We start from the raw sequence: 17,289 nt of genomic DNA, 5'->3' as shown, positions 1-17,289 counted from the left end.
AGTCGTTTGTGATCTCTCGTGTTGCGGCGCAATAAAGTGGCATGACCACGCTCGATAGACCGCTTCAAACCAATATCTCCACGACGGCGACCGCAGGTGCGATTGCTATGGCGGTCGCCATGGGGTTCGGCCGGTTCTCCTACACGCCCGTTCTGCCGGCGATGATGGCGGACCTCGGCTTGTCGCCGGGTGACGCGGGTCTCATCGCCTCGGCCAACTTCATCGGCTACCTCGCCGGAGCGATCCTTGCCGCCTACGGCTGGGCGCATGGACACGAGCGCCGCATTGGCCTTTTGGCACTCGCGGCGACGACGGCGCTCTTGGCGGCGATGGGACTGTCTTCGTCCGTGCTGGTGCTCGGGCTCATCCGGTTCCTCGCCGGGCTTGCCAGCGCCTTTGCCATGATCTTCATCTCCGGCATCGTGCTTGGCCACGGGCTGCTGGCGCGGTCCGAACATGTGCCCGCGGTGCATTTCGGTGGCGTCGGGCTCGGTATCGCCTTCTCCTCGCTCTACGTCTGGGCCGCACCACTTGCCGGTATCGCCGGGCTGAGCGCGTCGCAGGCCGACTGGTTCACCGGCGCTCTTGTCGGCCTGATCGGTACGATCGTTGTCGCCCTCATGCTGCCGTCGGGTCCTGTCTCGGGCAACGGCGCCGTGCGCGAAAAACCGCTTATCTGGACGCGGCCCCTGACGGTGGTGACACTGACCTATGGTCTGTTCGGCTTCGGCTATGTCATCACCGCGACCTTCCTCGTCGCCATGGCCCGGGATGCCAGCGGCGGTCACAGCATCGAGTTCCTCGCCTGGCTGATCACGGGCCTGAGCGCAGCACTATCGGTCTATCTCTGGCGCTTTGCCGTGCCGCGCTTCGGACTTGCCGGCGTCTATGCAATCGGTCTTCTGGTCGAGGCCGTCGGACTTGTGCTGACCGTCAGTCTGCCGCTGCCCTATGCGCCGCTTGCCGGCGGGCTGATGCTCGGCGCCACCTTCATGATGATCACCGCTTACGGCCTGCAGATCGGCCGGCATCTCGCGCCGGAAAGCCCGCGCAAGGCGCTCGCCTTGATGACGGCCGCCTTCGGCATCGGCCAGATCATCGGCCCTGTCGTCGCCGGCTGGCTCGCTGAGCGCACCGGCAGCTTTTCAGCGCCAACATTGATCGCGGCTGCCGTGCTGTTTGTCTGCGGCGGCATCATCATGGTGGAGTTGAGGCGGATCTCGGCTGCCTTGCCGCGCTGAAGAGCTACTCCGATGACGGCCGACGCGGCGATGGTTGGATGCGGCAAGGTATCTCCATCCGGTATCATGAAATAACAGTAAGGTTCATATTACCGGATTGTTGAAAATGGCGCTTTGCCCTAGTTTCGGCGCTTCGGGAGGCGAGTTGTTCTCCTCCCCCGAAACGAGAGTGCCGTCCTTTGTTCCTATCCTTCTTTCCGAAGCCGAAGCTCTTTTTCAGTTCCTTCGTCGCCTGGTCGCTGGTCGCCATTGCCTTATGGTATGGCGGGGGCGAACAGTTGGGCGCCGTCTTCGGAATGCCGCCTTTGCCAGCGGATGCACCGCCGATCACCGGCATTTCTGCCTTCTGGTCGCCCGCATTCCTCTGGTTCTACCTGTACTTTGCGCTGGTCGTCGGGTTGTTCGCCGCGTTCTGGTATGTCTACTCGCCACACCCCTGGCAGAACTGGTCGATCCTCGGATCGGCCCTCATTCTGTTCGTCACCTATTTTCAGGTGCAGGTGAGCGTCGCGATCAACAACTGGTACGGGCCGTTCTGGGATCTGATCCAGGCAGTCGTCTCGAAGACGAAGGTGGTGACCGCGGCGGAGTTCTATGGGGAAATTGCCGTCTTCCTCGGCATTGCCATGGTCGCAGTCGCGGTGGCGGTCATGACCCGCTTCTTCGTCAGCCACTATATCTTCCGCTGGCGCACGGCGATGAACGAATATTACATGGCCCACTGGGGCAAGCTACGCCATATCGAAGGTTCTTCGCAGCGCGTGCAGGAAGATACGATGCGCTTTTCCACGACCGTGGAAGGCCTCGGCGTCAGCCTGATCGACAGCGTGATGACGTTGATCGCGTTTACGCCGGTGTTGATCCGGCTTTCGGCCAACGTGACCGAACTGCCGATCGTCGGCGCCATTCCGTATCCGCTCGTGACAGCCGCCGTGCTCTGGTCGTTGTTCGGTACGGTGTTCCTGGCGATCGTCGGTATCAAGCTGCCGGGCCTTGAGTTCCGCAACCAGCGTGTGGAAGCGGCCTACCGCAAGGAATTAGTCTATGGCGAGGACCACGCCGATCGCGCCCAGCCGCCGACCGTCGCCGATCTCTTCGAAAACGTTCGCCGGAACTATTTCCGGCTCTACTTCCACTATCTCTACTTCAACATCGCCCGCATTTTCTATCTGCAGATCAACGGCATCTTTTCGCTGCTGATTCTGGCGCCATCGATCATCGCCGGCAAGATCACGCTCGGCGCCTTGCAACAGATTTCGGGTGCGTTCGGGCAGGTTACGTCGTCGTTCCAGTACCTGGTTTCGTCCTGGCCGACCATTGTCGAGCTTTTGTCGATCTACAAGCGTCTGCGCGCCTTCGAAGCGGCAATCGACGACGAACCCCTGCCGCAAATCGAGCAGAAGTTCATCGCGGTGGGTGGCGAAGAAGAGCTGGCCTGATCCGGGCCGGATGCAAACCAATCAGAAGGCGGAGCGATCCGCCTTCTTTTTTGCCTGCTCGATCATCGGTAGCGCCTGAGCGTAGTTGACGCAGGCAACATCCGACTTGCCGCAGACCTCGGTCAAGAGCCGGTCGAGTGCGCGCCAGTAGGCGCCGCCGTTCATTTCGACGAAATGGAAGCCGAGCTGCAGCGGGATGCGGTCGCCGGCATATTCCTTGTCGAAGGCTTTCCTGTAGGCCTCGTAGGTGCGGGCTTCGAAGGTGGCGCTGTCCTTCTTGTTTTCCACACCCATGGAATGGCGCACGAACAGGTTGTAGTCCATGCCAATGACCGGGCGCTTGGATGGTCCCTCGGGGATCAGCGGCAGACCGAAGCGCGGCAGGCCGTCCTTCTCCGTCGGCCATCCCGGTCCCTTGGTCACCAGACTTGCGTCATAGGTGAAGCCGGAGGCCTTGAGCGCGGGCAACAACCCGTCGCTCAGCGAAAGGTAGGGCGCGCGGAAGCCCTTGATGCCGGTGCGCGCAAATTCCGCCCAGCCTTCCGGTTCGGCGTCCGGCTTGTCAGCCTTCTTCCAGGCATCGCGCAAGGCCGCGTCGAAGGTCGTAAATTCGCTTTGCCAGTCGGCCTTCGTCCAGCCCTTGCCATCGAAATGGCCGCAGGCGTGGCTGGCAATGTCGTGGCCGTCGAGATGGGCCTGCCAGATATGACCGGCGCGAGTAGCGATCTCATCACGGCTCTGGGCAAAGCCGACATTGGAGCGGCCCGGTTTCATCCCGGGCGGCTTGTAGATCTCTCTGCCGTCGGCACGTGTCATCAGGAACGTACAGGAGAGGAAATAGGTGAAATGCGCATTCGTGCGCTTGGCCATATCAAGGCTCTTTTCCCACAGCGCATTGTCATGCGCCCCATCGAAGGAGACGATGACGAGCTGCTTTTCCTTTGCGGGAACGGTAGCCACGGCACTTTCGGCCGCAGGTTCGGTGGCCGAAGCGAGGGCAGGGATAAGGGCGAGGGAAAGGGCAATAAATGTTCGGATCATGATATCTGCGACGATTTGCGTATGCCGTCCCTTTATCCAGGAATGCGGCAATCCTTTGATCTGTCTGGAAATTTCTGTGCACTCCGGCTATGCCTCATACCAAGTCCCGAGTGGACAGAGCAACAATGAAGGACGGGTGACGACATGGCGCTGCTGATATTGGGTATCGTGATCTTCCTGGGCATCCATCTCGTTCGCAGTTTCGCGCCCGGCCTGCGCGCATCGGTGATTGCGCGCAGCGGCACTGGCGCCTGGCATGCGATCCACGGCGTCTCGGCGCTCGTCGGTCTTGGTCTGATCGCCTATGGCTTTGACCAGGCACGGGCCACCACCGGAATGCTCTATACGCCCCCGACCTTCCTCGCCCATATCGCGCTGACCTTGATGCTCATCGCCAGCATCTGTCTCGTCGCCGCCTATCTGCCGCCGGGCAAGATCAGGACGGCCACCAAGCATCCCGCCATCCTCGCCATCAAGATCTGGGCGCTCGCCCACCTGCTTGCCAATGGCGAGACGTCGTCGGTGCTTTTGTTCGGCACGTTCCTCGTCTGGGCGGTGATCCTGCGCATCTCGATGAAGAAGCGCTGGCGCGCCGGTGAAATCACCTATCCGGCCTTCGTTTCCTATCGCTATGACCTCATCGCCATCGTGCTCGGTGCTGCCCTTTACGGCGTGATCGTCTGGAAATTGCACGAACTGGTGATCGGTGTTTCGCCGATGGTTGTCGGCTAAATAACGCGCGCCCCCTTACAACTGCCGCAAAATCGGGTAGAAGGCGCAAAATCCTATTAGCGTGCAGGGAAGGCCGAGAGGCCGGGGCAATCGATGGCGAACCAAGACGACAGCTTTATCCGCGAGGTGAATGAAGAACTGCGTTCGGACCAGATGAAGAACATCTGGGCCCGTTTCGGCAGCGTCATCGTGGCAATCGCCGTGCTTATCGTTCTGGGAACCGTCGGCAAGGTCGGCTACGATTACTGGAGCGACAACGCCTCGTCGAAGTCTGGCGACGAGTTCCTGCAGGCGCTGAACCTGGCCAAGGAAAACAAGGCCGACGAGGCGCTGGCCGCTCTCGACACCTTGCAGAAGGATGGCTACGGCGCCTATCCGGTGCTTGCGCGTCTTCGTGCAGCAACACTGCAGGCGGAAAAGGGCGAGACCGATGCCGCCGTCAAGGCGTTCTCGGACATCGGCAAGGATACCAGCCTGCCCGAAGCCCTTCGTGATGCTGCCCGTCTGCGTGCCGCCTACCTGCTGGTTGATGCCGGCACCTATGATCAGGTTTCGGCCGAGGTCGAGCAACTAGCGGTGCCGCAGAACACCATGCGCCACTCGGCCCGCGAGGCGCTTGGCCTGTCGGCCTACAAGGCCGGAGATATCGCCAAGGCGAAGAGCTGGTTCCAACAGATCGTCGATGACGCCCAGAGCCCGCGCAATGTCGCAGGCCGGGCGCAGATGCTTCTCGACGTCATTGCCGCGAGCGGCAAAGCCTAAGCGCATATCCCTGGAGACCGGTCCGGTCTCTGGAAAGGATATGTTGATTTTCAAAGTGTTGGAGCGCTGTATGTCTTGAGGACATGCAGCGCTTTCAGTCGGAAACGGATACGTTCATGAGTTTCACCGTCGCCATCGTCGGGCGCCCCAATGTCGGCAAGTCCACCTTGTTCAACCGTCTGGTCGGCAAGAAGCTGGCGCTCGTCGACGATACGCCGGGCGTCACCCGCGACCGCCGCCCTGGAGATGCCAAGCTCATCGACCTGCGGTTCCGCATCATCGATACCGCCGGTCTGGAACAGTCCGCACCCGACAGCCTTCAGGGCCGCATGTGGGCGCAGACGGAAGCCGCGATCGACGAGGCCGACCTGTCGCTGTTCGTGGTCGATGCCAAGGCCGGCCTGACGCCTGCCGACGAGACGCTGGCCGAGATGCTGCGCCGGCGCGGCAAGCCGGTCGTGCTCGTCGCCAACAAGTCCGAAGCGCGTGGTTCCGACGGTGGATTCTACGATGCCTTCACGCTCGGGCTTGGCGATCCTTGCCCGATTTCCGCCGAACACGGCCAGGGCATGCTCGACCTGCGCGACGCGATCGTCGCTGCGATCGGCGAGGACCGGGCCTATCCGCCGGAAGACGACGTGGCCGAGACCGACATTGATCTTCGCCCGACCACCGGCGAGGCGGGGGAAGAGGACGACGAGGCCGAGCCCGCCTATGACGAGACCAAGCCGCTGCGCGTGGCGATCGTCGGCCGCCCGAATGCCGGCAAGTCGACATTGATCAACCGCTTCCTCGGCGAAGACCGGCTCCTGACCGGTCCGGAAGCCGGCATCACCCGCGATTCGATTTCGGTCGAGTGGGACTGGCGCGGCCGCACCATCAAGATGTTCGACACCGCCGGCATGCGCCGCAAGGCCAAGGTGCAGGAGAAGCTCGAGAAGCTGTCGGTCGCCGATGCGCTGCGCGCCATCCGCTTTGCCGAAACGGTGGTCATCGTCTTCGACGCGACCATTCCGTTCGAAAAGCAGGACCTGCAGATCGTCGACCTCATCATCCGCGAAGGTCGTGCCGCCGTGATCGCCTTCAACAAGTGGGATCTGGTGGAAGACTGGCAGGCGGTGCTCGCCGATCTTCGAGAAAAGACCGAGCGGCTGTTGCCGCAGGCGCGCGGCATTCGCGCGATACCGATCTCAGGCCATACCGGTTATGGCCTCGACCGGTTGATGCAGGCGATCATCGACACTGACAAGACCTGGAACCGCCGCATCTCGACGGCGCGTCTCAACCGCTGGCTCGATTCCCAGCAGGTGCAGCATCCGCCACCGGCCGTGTCTGGCCGCCGGCTGAAACTGAAATACATGACGCAGGTGAAGGCCCGCCCGCCGGGCTTCATGATTTCGTGCACGCGCCCCGACGCGCTGCCGGAATCCTATACGCGCTACCTGATCAATGGCTTGCGCAACGATTTCGACCTGCCGGGCGTGCCGATCCGCATCCACTATCGCGCGTCGGAGAACCCCTTCGAAAACAAGCGCAAGAAGCGCTAAGCCGCAGGCGTCAGCGCCTGTGGCCACGGATCGCGCTCGGCGGAAAGCCAAAGCGTTGGCGGAAGCGGGCGGCGAAACGCGATTGCGATTCATATCCGACCTGCTGGGCGATGTGCAGCACGGGTACATCGGATGACTGCAGCATCTGCATGGCTGCGGACATGCGCACGTCGGTCAACAGCTGCTGAAACGACCAACCCTCGGCGGCAAGCTTGCGGCGCAAGGTCGCCTCGCTGACGCCGAGCCGCTTGCCAAGGCCGCTGCCAGTCCATGGCGTGCCCAGATCGCCCATCAGGTTCTGACGAGCCTTTTGGGCAAAGCTTGTCGTGGCGACGGGACGGAAGAAGCAACCCATGACATTCAGCCAGATGAGCAGTTCACCGATCCGGTGTCGGGCGACGGGCAGGGGAACGTCATCGGTCTCGGCAATAGATTTGGCTGCCGCGTCGAAGGCGTCGACAAAAGCAGGTTGCAGGCCGGTGAGGAGATGCGCCTTATCGATCGGCGTGCCGACATCCTTCGTTGGACGGAAGGCGGCGACGATCTCCGGATCGAAGGCGACCCATCGTGCGAGATAGGCGGCGTCCTTCTCGGCAGCGTTGACCACATCGAACACCTGGCCCTGCTGAAGGGCCACAGCTTCGCCGGGCGCAATCACACATTCGAAATCGCCCTGGCGCAGGACCTTCGTGCCGCGCTCGACGACGATGATGACCGGCTGCTCGATCAGGATGTTCGAATAGCGCAGCCGGTTATACTGAACGATTTGGGCCGCGGCGCCAGCGCCAGGGCGAACGGAGATCTTGTGGTTCACGCGGCTTCATTCCCTCGGCGAGCGGCCCGGAGAACGGTGGTAGCGCGGAAACGCCGCTGCGGGCAAGCCGAGCGGCGTTCGATCTCGGCTTGCGGATGGGCCAGTTTAACGGCTTCCCTTGGCGGATATCGTCGCTGAGGCGAGCGTGTTCATATTGCTGACGAAGCCGACCAGAGCGGGCGATGCCTCTGGCGGCACCGGCAGTTTCGCAACACTCAGCGCCTTGACGGTGATGGTGTAGTCATGGACCTCGCCTACGGGTGGGCAGGCGCCGCCAAAACCGGCGACGCCGGCGTCGTTGGCGATCGTCACCGCTCCGGCCGGCATTTTTGCGGTCTCGCTGCCGGCGCCGCCATCGAGTGCGGTGACGTCGGCCGGGATGTCGATTGCCACCCAATGCCACCAGCCCGAGCCGGTCGGAGCATCCTTGTCATAGAGGGTGACGACGAAGCTCTTGGTGCCCTCAGGGGCATTGGCCCAGGAGATTGCCGGCGACAGATCCTTGCCGGTGCAACCCATGCCGGCGGCAAATTGCGCCTGCTGAACCTTGCCACCGGCAAAGTCAGGGCTGGTCACGGTGAAATCGGCCGCCTGGGTGGCGTGGGCGGCGAGCATCGAGGTCGCAAGCGCCAGATTACGAAAACGTTTCATTCCCTGCATCTCCTTCATGTGGATGCGGGAAAGCTAGCGCAAACGGGGATGCGTTCGGCGCCAAACGGATCAAACTTGGCGCCGAAGCGATCAATGTGTGCGGTGATGGCAACGCCGATGCGGGCTGTCAGCCGACGAGCTTGGCCTTGTCGACGAGCGCGCCGTGATGGCCGATGACGCCCGCAGCGATGCGCGCCGCAAAGGCTGCGGCCTCGCTCGGCGATCCGCCCGTGACAAGACGGGAAAGGAAGGCGCCGTTGAAGCTGTCGCCGGCGCTGGTGGTGTCGACCACGCGCGCGACCGGTGTGGCCGGGACGTGGCTTTCTTCCGACCCCTCGAACGCGAGCGTCACGCCCTTTTCCCCGTCCTTGACGACCACGTCTGCCACACCCAGCGCCTTGTAGCGCGCGATCGTCGCCGTGATCGAGCTGTCGCCGAAATGCGTCACCTCGTCGTCGAAGCTCGGCATCAGCAGGCTTGCGGCGCGGGCGCCTTCGGTCAGTGTCCGGCGCATGCGCTCGGCATCGTCCCAGAGGCGGGGGCGGATATTGGGGTCGAAGACGACGCGCTTGCCCGCGGCCTTGGCGCGGCGCAGCTCGGCAAGCAGGGTTTCCACAGCGTCGGGCGAAAGGATCGCAAGGGTAATGCCGGAGAAGAGAATGAGGTCGGCGCCCTCGACGGCGCGACGCAGATGGTCCGGGTCGTCGGCAAGCAGCCGCGCGGCCGAAGCCGAGCGCCAATAGGAGAAGCTACGCTCGCCGTCCTTCAGATGGATCATGTAGAGGCCGGGCGTGCGGCCTTCGATCTTGCGAACGGGGCCGGTATCGATGCCTTTCTCGGCCATGAAGGCGAGCATTTCGTCGGACACGGTGTCGGTGCCGACGGCGGAGCAATAGGCGACCGACCAGTCACTCGGCAGGAACAGGCACGCATAGTAGGCTGCATTGAAGGTGTCGCCGGCATAGCCCTTGCGCAACAGACCGCCCTCGGCCTGCATCAGTTCGACCATGCACTCACCGATCGAAAGCATCGTTCCGGCCAACGTCTTCTCTCCCTTTCGTTTTTCCCGTGCTGACGGGATAAGGTTCAAGGCCGGTCTCGGCAAGAGAATGTTTTCCGGCATTGGCGATTTGAGCGATGGCATGGCTGCAGTCCGGCGTTTACTCATGCGCCGCGCAAGGCTACATCTTTGCGCACAGATCGGTTTCACGGGGGCAGGGCATGGCGTCTCAGCAGGGTTCGGGTGACGATTGGTGGCGCGGCGCGGTGATCTATCAGGTCTATCCGCGCTCGTTCCAGGATACCGATGGCGATGGCATCGGCGACCTGAAGGGTGTCACCCGCCGGCTCGGCCACATTGCCTCACTCGGCGTCGACGCCATCTGGCTGTCGCCATTCTTCACCTCGCCGCAGGCGGACATGGGCTATGACGTCTCTGATTATTGCGATGTCGACCCGATGTTCGGCACGCTTGCCGATTTCGACGACATGCTGGCGGAAGCGCACCGTCTCCACCTCAAGGTGATCATCGACCAGGTGATTTCGCATTCGTCCGACCGCCACTCCTGGTTCGTCGAGAGCCGCTCCAGCCGCGAAAACCCGAGGGCAGACTGGTATGTCTGGGCGGATCCGAAGCCGGATGGTACTGCGCCCAACAACTGGCTTTCGATCTTCGGCGGGCCTGCCTGGGAATGGGACGGGGTGCGCAAGCAGTATTACATGCACAACTTCCTGGCCTCGCAGCCGGATCTTAACTTCCACAATCCGCAGGTTCAGGATGCTGTGCTCGATGCCGCGCGGTTCTGGCTCGACCGTGGTGTCGACGGCTTTCGGCTCGATACGGTGAACTTCTATTTCCACGACCGCCATCTCAGAGACAATCCGCCGCTGGTGCCGGATCCGGATGCCACCAGCAACGACGCGCCCGACGTCAACCCCTATGGCATGCAGGATCATCTCTACGACAAGAGCCAGCTGGAAAACGTCGCCTTCCTCCAGCGCTTCAGGGCTCTGCTCGATGGTTATGGCGGGCGCACGACGGTGGGGGAGGTCGGAGACGGCGCCCGCTCGCTGAAGACTGTGGCGGCCTATACCAGCGGCGGCGACAAGCTGCACATGTGCTACACCTTTGATCTGCTCGGCCCGGATTTCACCGCAAGCCATATCCGCCGCTGCGTCGACAATTTCCAGAAGGCGGTGACCGACGGCTGGGTGTGCTGGGCCTTTTCAAACCACGACGTCATGCGCCATGTCAGCCGCTTTGCCGAAAACGAGGCGGAACGGGAGGTAGTCGCCAGGCTGGCGATCACGCTGCTCGCGACCTTGCGTGGCTCGGTGTGCCTCTATCAGGGCGAAGAGCTCGGCCTGCCCGAGGCGGACGTCGCCTTCGAGGATCTGCGCGATCCCTATGGCATCCGCTTCTGGCCATCCTTCAAGGGCAGGGATGGTTGCCGCACGCCGATGGTGTGGGAGGCAACCGCCACGAATGCCGGGTTCTCCGATGGAAAGCCGTGGTTGCCGGTGCCGGTGGAACAGGCGCGGCTGGCCGTCGATACGCAGCAGTCTGGCGCCGACAGTGTGCTCAATCATTATCGTTCCATGCTTGGCTTCCGCCGGTCGCATGCAGCGTTGCACGATGGCGATATGTCGTTCCTCGAGAGCAACCGCGATCTTCTGGCGTTCACCCGCGAAAAGGATGGTGAGCAGCTGCTCTTCGTCTTCAACCTGACGCGGGAGCCGCAGGAGTTCCTCGTTTCCGACACGTCCGTCGAGACCGTTTCACTGCCGGGCCAATTGGCTGAGGTTGTCGGTGGCGTGCTGAAGCTCGGTGGCCTGAGCGCCTATTGCGGGAAACTGTGATGCGTGTGTTGCTGATGGACGTCGAGATGGTGGGACGCTGGCTGGAGATGCGGCTGGCGCTCTGGTCCGATACGCCGGCCGTGGTGCACCGTGAGGAGATCGACGGCTGTCTTGCGGCGGCCGAACGGCAGGCGGCGTTTCTGTGCGAGGACGATGCAGGGGTTGCCGCAGGCTTTGCTGAGGTGTCGCTGCGCACGGATTACGTCAACGGCTGCGAGACGTCGCCTGTCGCCTTTCTCGAAGGCATCTACGTGCTTCCACGGTATCGTCGCCATGGGGTGGCGCGGGCGCTGATCACGGCCGCGGAACGCTGGGCGATCAGCCATGGTTGTCGCGAGCTGGCGTCGGACACCGACATCGACAACCTGGAAAGCCACGGCCTGCACATGGCGCTCGGCTTCGAGGAAACCGAGCGGGTCGTCTATTTCCGCAAGGAGCTTTCCGGCTCCTCCGCCGATAACTGAGCGACGCTATCCGGCTCAGCCGATCAGCATGAACTTGTCAACGTCGACAAGCCCGCGGTCCGAGATCTTCAGATGCGGGATCACCGGCAGCGGCAGGAAGGCGAGCTGCAGGAAGGGCTCTTCCAGCGTCGCGCCCAGCGCAAAGGCGGCCTGGCGCAAGTGATGCAGGGTATCGCGCACGGATTCGTGTGGCTCAAGGCTCATCAGGCCCGCGACAGGCAATGCGATCTCGCCGGTGACCTTGCCATCCTCGACGACGACGAAGCCGCCCTTGATCTTGCCAAGCCGATTGGCAGCGGTCGCCATGTCCTCGACATTGACGCCGACGACGCAGATGTTGTGGCTGTCGTGGCCGACCGTGGACGCGATCGCGCCCTTCTTCAGGCCAAAGCCCTGCACGAAGCCGTTCGCATGATTGCCGTTGACGCCGTGCCGCTCGATCACCGCCACCTTGATGATGTCGCGGCCGAGATCGACGCCGGTCTCGTTGCCGTTTGCCGGCAGCTTGTAGCGGCGGTGTTCGGTGATGATCTTGCCCGGCAGAACGCCGATGACGGACGTGTCATTGTCGGAATAGGGCACGCCGAAGTCGCTGGCGTTGACATGGCCGGCCTTGACGCTGTCGAGCCCGACCGGGGCGACAGGCTTGCGGGTGGCAAACAGGGCGTCGCTCACGCGCCGGCCGCCGGAAAACACCATCTGCGCGCGGCAGCTTTCCAGGCTATCGAGCACCACGAGATCGGCGCGCCAGCCTGGCGCAACAAGGCCACGGTCGCGAAGGCCGAAGGCGCGTGCGGCCGAAATCGAGGCGGCGCGATAGATCGCCAACGGCTCGACGCCGGCTGAGATCGCGGTGCGGATCATGTAGTCGAGGTGGCCTTGCTCGGCGATATCGAGCGGATTGCGGTCGTCGGTGCAGAGCGCGAGATAGGGCGACAGCCGTTCGGTGATAATGGGCATCAGCGCATGCAGGTCCTTGGAGACCGAGCCCTCACGCACCAGAATGTGCATGCCCTTTCGGATCTTCTCCATCGCCTCTTGCGCCGTGGTGCATTCATGCTCCGTGCGGATGCCGGTCGACAGGTAACCGTTGAGGTCCTTGCCGCTCAAGAGCGGCGCGTGGCCGTCGATATGGCCGCCCTGGAACGCCTCCAGCTTGGCAAGGCAAACGGGATCCTTGTGCACGACCCCGGGGAAGTTCATGAACTCGGCAAGGCCGATCACCTTCGGATGATCGCGGAAGGGCAGGAGCCGTTCGATCGGCAGGTCGGCGCCTGACGTCTCCAGGTGCGTCGCCGGCACGCAGGACGACAGCTGCACGCGGATATCCATGATGGTCTCGAGGGCGGAATCGAGAAAGAACTGGATGCCCTCGGTGCCGAGCACGTTTGCGATCTCGTGCGGGTCGCAGATGACGGTGGTGATGCCGAGCGGCAGCACGCAGCGATCGAACTCATGCGGGGTGACGAGCGAGGATTCGATGTGCAGGTGCGTATCGATGAAGCCGGGCACGACGATGCGGCCGGAGATGTCGATCTCCTCGCGCCCCTGATAGTCGCCATAGGTGCCGACGATCCGGTCGCCCGATATCGCGATGTCGGAGGCGACCAGCTCACCCGTCACCAGGTCGAAGAAGCGCCCGCCCTTGAGCACGATGTCGGCCGGCTCGCGGCCGACGCCCTGGTCGATCATTCGTTCCAAAGCTGTCGACATCTCTGCACCCTTTATTTCGGTCTGTAGATAAGATTAACCCTCTCCCCGTTGCCGGGGAAAGGGTCCTGTTCGCCGGTGGCGACGTTATCAGATATTGTTGACGAGCACGTCGCGAAGCTTGTCGAACAGCTCGTCGATCTCCGCCTTGGAGATGATCAGCGGCGGCGACAGCGCAATGATGTCGCCGGTGGTGCGGATCAGGAGGCCCTTCTCATAGGCCTTCAGGAAGGCGTTGAAGGCACGTTTGGTCGGTTCTCCGGCGATCGGCTGCAGCTCGATCGCGCCGATCAGGCCGACATTGCGGATGTCGATCACATTCGGGCAGTCCTTGAGGGAATGCAGGCCATCCTCCCAGTAGGAGGCCAGTTCTGCGGCGCGGGTCAGAAGGCCCTCTTCCTTGTAGGTGTCGAGGGTGCCGAGCGCTGCTGCCGAGGCGATCGGGTTGCCGGAATAGGTGTAGCCGTGGAAGAACTCGATCAGGTGTTCCGGGCCGTTCATGAAGGCGTCGTGGATTTCCGACGTCACGAACACCGCGCCCATCGGGATAACGCCGTTGGTGAGGCCCTTGGCGGTGGTGATGATATCAGGCGTCACGTCGAAATACTGGGCGGCGAAAGGCGTGCCGAGGCGACCGAAGCCGGTGATGACTTCGTCGAAGATCAAGAGGATGCCGTGCTTGGTGCAGATGTCGCGCAGCTTCTGGAGATAGCCCTTCGGCGGGATCAGCACGCCCGTCGAGCCCGCGACCGGCTCGACGATGACGGCGGCGATGGTCGAGGCGTCGTGCAGGGTGACGATGCGCTCGAGTTCGGTCGCGAGATCACCGCCATGTTCCGGCTCGCCGCGGGTGAAGGCGTTCTGGGCCGGCAGATGGGTGTGCGGCATATGGTCGACGCCGGTCAGGAGCGTGCCGAACATCTTGCGGTTGGAGACGATGCCGCCGACCGAGATGCCGCCGAAATTGACGCCGTGATAGCCGCGCTCGCGGCCGATCAGGCGGGAGCGCGAGCCGTCGCCCTTGGCGCGGTGGTAGGCGAGCGCCACCTTCAGCGCGGTCTCGACCGATTCAGAACCGGAATTGGTGTAGAGAACGTGGTTCATGCCCTCCGGCGCGATGTCGACCAGGCGGTTGGCGAGCTCGAAGGCCTTGGGGTGGCCGAGCTGGAAGGCCGGTGCATAGTCGAGCTCACCCGCCTGCTGACGGATCGCCTCGGTGATCTTTGGGCGACAATGGCCGGCATTCACGCACCAAAGACCGGCCGTACCGTCGAGCACCGTGCGACCGTCATGGGTCGTGTAATGCATGTCCTTCGCGCCGACGAACAGGCGCGGCTCCTTCTTGAACTGCCGGTTGGCGGTAAACGGCATCCAGAAGGCGCGCAGATCATTCGGCGTGGTATTCAGACGGTTCGACATTCCAGTTCTCCTCGGCATGGTCCTGTGTCGGGCAGTCGCGCCCGCTCGGATTTTTTTACCCTTTGGTCAAACTATCAGGGCGCAGGTTCGGGTCAAGTCTGGAGAGCCGGCGCGTGAACGGGTTCAGGGCTCGCACCAGTTTGGTGGGTGGGTGTGATTTGCCGAAAGAATCACCTGTTCATTTCCGGCGGTGGGCGGGATTTTTCGTTGCAGGCGCGGACGTTTTCTCAAGTTTAACCTGTTTGCGTCAACGCTACCGCGCCGTGTATCGCCGGATCCATGGCTCGTGCTTTTGGCCGTCGTCCGGACGGTGCGATCCGGCGCCGAATGAAGCGGAGTGCGAGACGGTGTCGAGGTTGGGGATCGCGCAGGCGGCCATGGTCGTCCTATTTCTGCCCGGCGTGGCAGCAGGCGCCGACCTGATCGTCGACGGCCGTTTCGAGCATGGCCAGGACGGCTTCTGGGCCGGTGAGGGTGTGGCGCTGACGCGGGGCGGGGGCGAGCTTTGCGCCGACGTTTCGGCGGGCGGCGGTCCCTGGGACAGGCTCATCGGCGTCAACGGCGTGAAACTTGAACCGGGACTACACTACAGGCTTTCATTGTCGGCCGCGGCCGATCCTGTCCGTGCCGTGACGGCCCGCATCCAGCGCGCGGCCGAGCCCTGGACGGTGCAGAGCGAGTTCAGCGTCGGCGGCGAGTCGGAGCGCGCATCGTTTTCGGCGGACTTCATGGCGTCGGACGAGGAAGAGGCTCAACTGGTCTTCCCGCTCGGCGGAGCCGACAAGCCCTCGCGCTTCTGTATCGACGACGTGTCATTGGTGGAGATTGCCGCACCTTCCGCTGCCACCAACCGGGCGACCAGGGCCCCGACCATCCGGGTCAACCAACTCGGCTATTTTACCGACGGTCCGAAGCGGGCGACCGTGATCTCGGACGCGCGCCGCGCCATATCCTTCCAACTCGTCGATGCCAGCGATGTCGTCGTCGGCGAGGGGATGACCCGGCCGAGCGGGTTTGATCCGTCCGCCGGCGTCAGGACGCATGTGGCGGATTTTTCCGCCTATGCCGTTCCCGGTGACGGCTATCGACTGGTGTCCGGCGACTGGACGAGCGACCGCTTTTCGATCTCCGACGATCTCTATGGCCGTCTCACCGTCGACGCGCTCTCCTGGTTCTATCCGCAGCGCAGCGGCATCAAGATCCGCGGCGATATCGCCGGCAAGGCCTATGCCCGGCCCGCCGGCCATGTGGGTGTCGCACCGAACGAGGGCGACAAATCGGTTGGCTGCCTCAGTGGCGACGAAGCCGCATCACTCTACGGCGACTGGTCCTGCACCTATCGTCTCGATGTTTCCGGTGGCTGGTACGACGCCGGCGATCACGGCAAGTATGCGGTCAACGGGGCGATCTCCGTTGCTCAGCTGCTGGCGACCTACGAGCGCGCCCGCGCCTTCGGCGGCGCCAAATCGCCAGCCCTGCGCGATCAGCTTGCGCGCATTCCGGAAAACGGCAACGGCATTCCCGATCTGCTCGACGAGGCGCGATGGGAGCTGCAGTTCCTGCTTTCGATGATGGTGCCGGATGGCGAACCGCTTGCCGGGATGGTTCATCACAAGATCCATGACACCGAGTGGACGTCGCCGCCGATGCTGCCGAGCGAGGATCCGAAGCCGCGGGCGCTGCACCGACCCTCGACGGCTGCGACCTTCGACGTGGCAGCTGTTGCCGCACAGGCCTCGCGGCTGTTTGCCAAGGACAATCCGACATTTGCGGCAAAGCTGCTTTCCGCCGCCCGCAAGGCGTGGGTGGCGGCCAATGCCAATCCGGTCCTGCTCGCGCCGAAATCGGACGGGAATTCGGGTGGCGGCGACTATGACGACGACGACGTTTCGGACGAACTCTATTGGGCTGCGACTGAGCTTTTCCTGACGACCGGAGACGCGAAGTATCTCGACGTCCTGCGCGCATCACCGCACTGGTCGGGCGATGTACTACCGCCCAGCGGCGCCTTCCACTGGCGCAATGTTGCCGGCTTCGCCCGGCTGCAGCTGGCGCTCTACGATGAAGCCTTGCCCAAGGCCGATCTCGACATGGTGCGACGCACGGTTCTGAATGCGGCCAGATCCTTCCTGCCGCTGCAGGCAGCCGAGCCGTTCGGGCAGATCTATCGCCCTGGAAATCACCAATACGACTGGGGATCGAACCAGCTTATTTTGCAGAACATCATCGTCCTGTCGGCGGCCTTCGACCTTTCGGGCGAGAAGACTTTCCTCAATGCCGCGCGGGAAAGCATGGACTATCTTCTTGGCCGCAATGCTTTGGCGATGTCCTACATTACGGGCTACGGCGCTCGCTCGCCGCAGAACCAGCATAGCCGCTGGTACGCGCATCAGCTGGACCCGGCCCTGCCTAACCCGCCGGTCGGATCACTTGCCGGCGGACCGAATTCGACGCCTGTCGATGCGATCGCCAAGGAGCGCCTGAAGGGCTGCGCCCCCCAGACATGCTATGTCGATGATATCGAGGCCTATGGATCCAATGAGATCACCATCAACTGGAATGCGCCGCTCGTCTATGTCGCTTCGTTCCTTGCCGACGCACGCTAGGAGG

Annotated in this window: 14 protein-coding genes; 8 read left to right on the top strand and 6 right to left on the bottom strand. The window is 63.0% G+C overall.

What is annotated here, in order from left to right; all coding sequences use genetic code 11:
• The first annotated feature begins 41 nt into the window (after positions 1 to 41).
• Together AC1Q80_RS13120 and sbmA are read left to right on the top strand one after the other, a co-directional pair.
• The gene (locus tag AC1Q80_RS13120) at positions 42 to 1,241 is read left to right on the top strand and encodes an MFS transporter (protein WP_492360674.1); all 1,200 of its coding nucleotides are present in this window, start codon (positions 42 to 44) and stop codon (positions 1,239 to 1,241) included.
• Between the two features lie 179 nt (positions 1,242 to 1,420).
• A complete protein-coding gene (sbmA, locus tag AC1Q80_RS13115) occupies positions 1,421 to 2,680 on the top strand; it encodes a peptide antibiotic transporter SbmA (protein WP_492360673.1) in 1,260 nt (419 codons plus the stop codon).
• Positions 2,681 to 2,701: 21 nt separating this feature from the next.
• Here the strand turns inward: sbmA and AC1Q80_RS13110 are convergent, their stop codons facing one another.
• On the bottom strand, positions 2,702 to 3,721 hold the full coding sequence (locus AC1Q80_RS13110; RefSeq protein ID WP_492360672.1) for a polysaccharide deacetylase family protein: 1,020 nt from the start codon (positions 3,719 to 3,721) through the stop codon (positions 2,702 to 2,704).
• Positions 3,722 to 3,865: 144 nt separating this feature from the next.
• Between AC1Q80_RS13110 and AC1Q80_RS13105 the strand changes: the two genes are divergently transcribed.
• The 3 genes from AC1Q80_RS13105 (at position 3,866) to der (ending at position 6,762) form a co-directional block, all read left to right on the top strand.
• On the top strand, positions 3,866 to 4,453 hold the full coding sequence (locus AC1Q80_RS13105) for an NnrU family protein (RefSeq protein WP_492360671.1): 588 nt from the start codon (positions 3,866 to 3,868) through the stop codon (positions 4,451 to 4,453).
• Between the two features lie 93 nt (positions 4,454 to 4,546).
• Positions 4,547 to 5,215: a tetratricopeptide repeat protein gene (locus AC1Q80_RS13100; protein ID WP_173420868.1), complete on the top strand. Its 669-nt coding sequence runs from the start codon at positions 4,547 to 4,549 to the stop codon at positions 5,213 to 5,215.
• 116 nt (positions 5,216 to 5,331) lie between these two features.
• Positions 5,332 to 6,762 carry a ribosome biogenesis GTPase Der gene (gene der / locus AC1Q80_RS13095; RefSeq protein ID WP_173420867.1) on the top strand — a complete coding sequence of 477 codons (1,431 nt, stop codon included), beginning with the start codon at positions 5,332 to 5,334 and terminating at the stop codon, positions 6,760 to 6,762.
• Positions 6,763 to 6,772: 10 nt separating this feature from the next.
• Here the strand turns inward: der and AC1Q80_RS13090 are convergent, their stop codons facing one another.
• From AC1Q80_RS13090 to AC1Q80_RS13080, 3 genes are all read right to left on the bottom strand, one after another.
• The gene (locus AC1Q80_RS13090; protein WP_492360670.1) at positions 6,773 to 7,576 is read right to left on the bottom strand and encodes an AraC family transcriptional regulator; all 804 of its coding nucleotides are present in this window, start codon (positions 7,574 to 7,576) and stop codon (positions 6,773 to 6,775) included.
• 105 nt (positions 7,577 to 7,681) lie between these two features.
• Entirely contained in the window at positions 7,682 to 8,227 is a 546-nt protein-coding gene (locus AC1Q80_RS13085) for a YbhB/YbcL family Raf kinase inhibitor-like protein (RefSeq protein ID WP_492360669.1), read from the bottom strand.
• A gap of 127 nt (positions 8,228 to 8,354) precedes the next feature.
• Positions 8,355 to 9,269, bottom strand: a complete 915-nt coding sequence (locus tag AC1Q80_RS13080) for a sugar kinase (RefSeq protein ID WP_492360668.1) — start codon at positions 9,267 to 9,269, stop codon at positions 8,355 to 8,357.
• Between the two features lie 179 nt (positions 9,270 to 9,448).
• On the opposite strand from AC1Q80_RS13080, the gene bglA reads away from it, so the two are divergent.
• Together bglA and aac(6') are read left to right on the top strand one after the other, a co-directional pair.
• Positions 9,449 to 11,086, top strand: coding sequence for a beta-galactosidase BglA (bglA, locus tag AC1Q80_RS13075; RefSeq protein ID WP_492360667.1), 1,638 nt, complete (start codon positions 9,449 to 9,451; stop codon positions 11,084 to 11,086).
• The gene (aac(6'), locus tag AC1Q80_RS13070) at positions 11,086 to 11,550 is read left to right on the top strand and encodes an aminoglycoside 6'-N-acetyltransferase (protein WP_173420862.1); all 465 of its coding nucleotides are present in this window, start codon (positions 11,086 to 11,088) and stop codon (positions 11,548 to 11,550) included. Before bglA ends, aac(6') begins: the two co-directional genes overlap by 1 nt.
• Positions 11,551 to 11,565: 15 nt before the next feature.
• Here aac(6') and ade read toward each other — a convergent pair whose 3' ends face one another.
• Both ade and aptA read right to left on the bottom strand, forming a co-directional pair.
• Complete coding sequence (gene ade, locus AC1Q80_RS13065; protein WP_492360666.1) at positions 11,566 to 13,263, bottom strand: adenine deaminase; 1,698 nt, start codon at positions 13,261 to 13,263, stop codon at positions 11,566 to 11,568.
• An 87-nt stretch (positions 13,264 to 13,350) separates the two neighbouring features.
• A complete protein-coding gene (aptA, locus tag AC1Q80_RS13060; RefSeq protein WP_492360665.1) occupies positions 13,351 to 14,679 on the bottom strand; it encodes an omega-aminotransferase AptA in 1,329 nt (442 codons plus the stop codon).
• 347 nt (positions 14,680 to 15,026) lie between these two features.
• Here aptA and AC1Q80_RS13055 point away from each other — a divergent pair, with 347 nt between their 5' ends.
• Positions 15,027 to 17,285 (top strand): glycoside hydrolase family 9 protein, encoded by a 2,259-nt coding sequence (locus AC1Q80_RS13055; RefSeq protein ID WP_492360664.1) that lies wholly within the window; start codon positions 15,027 to 15,029, stop codon positions 17,283 to 17,285.
• Positions 17,286 to 17,289: the final 4 nt, after the last annotated feature.

This window comes from Ensifer sp. GW823-FHT05D09 (assembly GCF_058795755.1).
This window is presented reverse-complemented; position numbering and strand designations above follow the sequence as displayed.

Bases quoted from the DNA above. Each gene is read 5' to 3' on its own strand.
- AC1Q80_RS13120 (WP_492360674.1), top strand. From the start codon at position 42: ATGACCACGCTCGATAGACCGCTTCAAACCAATATCTCCACGACGGCG.
- AC1Q80_RS13110 (WP_492360672.1), bottom strand. From the start codon at position 3,721: ATGATCCGAACATTTATTGCCCTTTCCCTCGCCCTTATCCCTGCCCTC.
- AC1Q80_RS13105 (WP_492360671.1), top strand. From the start codon at position 3,866: ATGGCGCTGCTGATATTGGGTATCGTGATCTTCCTGGGCATCCATCTC.
- AC1Q80_RS13100 (WP_173420868.1), top strand. From the start codon at position 4,547: ATGGCGAACCAAGACGACAGCTTTATCCGCGAGGTGAATGAAGAACTG.
- der (WP_173420867.1), top strand. From the start codon at position 5,332: ATGAGTTTCACCGTCGCCATCGTCGGGCGCCCCAATGTCGGCAAGTCC.
- AC1Q80_RS13085 (WP_492360669.1), bottom strand. From the start codon at position 8,227: ATGAAACGTTTTCGTAATCTGGCGCTTGCGACCTCGATGCTCGCCGCC.
- bglA (WP_492360667.1), top strand. From the start codon at position 9,449: ATGGCGTCTCAGCAGGGTTCGGGTGACGATTGGTGGCGCGGCGCGGTG.
- ade (WP_492360666.1), bottom strand. From the start codon at position 13,263: ATGTCGACAGCTTTGGAACGAATGATCGACCAGGGCGTCGGCCGCGAG.
- aptA (WP_492360665.1), bottom strand. From the start codon at position 14,679: ATGTCGAACCGTCTGAATACCACGCCGAATGATCTGCGCGCCTTCTGG.